Annotated in this window: 4 protein-coding genes; all 4 read left to right on the top strand. The window is 37.7% G+C overall.

Annotated elements, in window-relative coordinates:
- The coding region (locus BB045_RS08525) for an ATP-binding protein (RefSeq protein WP_178377506.1) at nucleotides 1-403 on the top strand (403 nt) is incomplete at its 5' end.
- A 14-nt stretch (nucleotides 404-417) separates the two neighbouring features.
- The gene (locus BB045_RS08520) at nucleotides 418-681 is read left to right on the top strand and encodes a hypothetical protein (protein WP_075140676.1); all 264 of its coding nucleotides are present in this window, start codon (nucleotides 418-420) and stop codon (nucleotides 679-681) included.
- Complete coding sequence (locus BB045_RS08515; protein WP_083605835.1) at nucleotides 638-883, top strand: helix-turn-helix domain containing protein; 246 nt, start codon at nucleotides 638-640, stop codon at nucleotides 881-883. Before BB045_RS08520 ends, BB045_RS08515 begins: the two co-directional genes overlap by 44 nt.
- On the top strand, nucleotides 880-1143 hold the full coding sequence (locus BB045_RS08510) for a hypothetical protein (protein ID WP_075140674.1): 264 nt from the start codon (nucleotides 880-882) through the stop codon (nucleotides 1141-1143). Before BB045_RS08515 ends, BB045_RS08510 begins: the two co-directional genes overlap by 4 nt.
- Nucleotides 1144-1950: the final 807 nt, after the last annotated feature.

Here is a 1950-nt window from a genome sequence, read left to right as displayed (position 1 = left end):
TGCTATTGCGGATGAGCTTGCAGGAGCAGGGAAGTCAGTTGTCTTCGTTACAGTTGGCGAATTGCTACGGAAAATAAAAAGTACGTTCAGCAAAGACTCCACACTAACTGAAGATGCAATCATTCGAAGTCTAGTAAAAGCAGAAGTATTAATAGTCGATGATTTAGGAGCAGAGTTAGGCGCATTAGATGCCAATACAAAAGCAACAAACTTTATTAATAGGGTGCTATTCGATGTTTTCGATGGTAGGCAAGGTAAATCTACTATCTTCACGACAAACCTCACAGGAAAGCGTTTAGACGAGGCATATGACGAGCGAATCGTATCACGAATTCTTAATAATTTTAGAACAATAAAATTCGAAGAAACAAAGGATTACAGAAGAAAGGCATTGCCATTTTAAAGGGGGAATAACCGATGTGTGTATGTGAAGGAACGGGAGTAATTAGCAACGATATGGGGAATGGCTGCTATCAATTTGCACCGTGTATTTGCGAAGCAGGGAATTGCAGTCTTGAAGAAGTGGATAGAAGACGTCATGCCGTTATGGCGGAGTTACGAGAAATTCATCAATTACAACTGGAGGGGAAATGGGATGCCACGACTTGGAACGGATTTGGAAAAGGAGAATTACACAATGGCGTTGCAGCGGGGAAAGTACATGAAGAAGTCGCGTCGTAACTTATATATTGCTTTAGAAGAGTTGGACTTAGTATTTGATGAAAGCGAAGTGATTCAATTACGAGAAATGTGGGATGAGGATAAAGATATTCTTGAAATAGCAAAAGAGTTAGGGAGGCATCAACTAGAAATTGCTGCATTAATTATGGATCAGGCAGATAAGAACAAAATCAAATCGCGTCCAATGGGGCTAGGGGCATGAAACAACTAACACTGGAGGATGTAGTCGGAAGTTTTGATTATACCGCAACAAGTACCGTGGACAAATTCTTGAAGCGTAATAGCGTTATGACGTACTCAGTAGAGTTTTACGATAAAGATGAGAAGTGGAAGCTTCGTTGGTTTGAGGCGAAGTCCGAGAGCGAAGCTATAGAAATGGCTAAAAAGAAATACGGAAAGATACAGATTATCACCACGTATATTTCTGATATGACCTTAGAAGAGATAATGGATTTGGATTAGGAGGCATAGCGTTATGACGTATTTAAAGGGTAGAAACTTATTTGATTGAACGAGGCACCTGTAGGCGTCATAGCGTTAGTAGAAACGTTGGGATTATTGGAATCAGAAAGGAGAAATATGGGCTTCGGATTTACTGGCTATGGGCACTAAATAAAAAAATGGTCCTTACTATTACGTAAGAACCCCATAATCACAGAAAAAGAGTCGTATGTGAAACCAAGTGGGAATCACAATAATATTTTAACATCTAAATATATAGTTGTCTATACATCAAAACAAACAACATAGTTATTAAAACGAAGAAGCCCTAGATTTAGGGATCTAGGGCTTCTTGTGTCGGTATAACTCACACAATTTTATGAAAAGAAAAGAACTTACTGAAGATAACATATGAATGTTTCGTAAATGTATCAAAAAAGTGAACAAAATAGTTATTTTATGATGAATAAATAAAAGAACCCGTTTGTTATAAACGGATTCTTCCCACAAGATTTGCAAGAAATTCAAGGTAACTAGACCGGAGCACTTATTGAATTTCTTGTGATAATACTGTATGTAAAGGAATCAATAAGGTTAATGAAATTTAAACAAAATCGTTATTTGAATAAAAGGAGCCCCATTTGTCTGGGGAGCCCCTAAGGGTAATCGTCAAGTAATGACGTACTCGACTAATTAACAATATCATGAATTTTTTGGTAAAAATACTGGTAAATGCGCCCAAATAAGCAGGGCATCAATTTGAATAAAAAACGCTATTTTAGTAGAAAACGTTGAAAAAGGACCCGGAAAAGGGGTAGGGGTCCTTTT

The sequence above is a fragment of the Staphylococcus sp. MB377 genome, from assembly GCF_001922505.1.
In the GTDB taxonomy this organism is placed as follows: domain Bacteria; phylum Bacillota; class Bacilli; order Staphylococcales; family Staphylococcaceae; genus Staphylococcus; species Staphylococcus haemolyticus.
Note: the sequence above shows the minus strand (reverse complement) of the source record. Positions and strands in the feature narration are given on the sequence as shown.

Excerpts from the sequence above, each read along its gene's own strand:
- BB045_RS08520 (WP_075140676.1), top strand. The coding sequence starts at position 418 with ATGTGTGTATGTGAAGGAACGGGAGTAATTAGCAACGATATGGGGAAT.
- BB045_RS08515 (WP_083605835.1), top strand. The coding sequence starts at position 638 with ATGGCGTTGCAGCGGGGAAAGTACATGAAGAAGTCGCGTCGTAACTTA.
- BB045_RS08510 (WP_075140674.1), top strand. The coding sequence starts at position 880 with ATGAAACAACTAACACTGGAGGATGTAGTCGGAAGTTTTGATTATACC.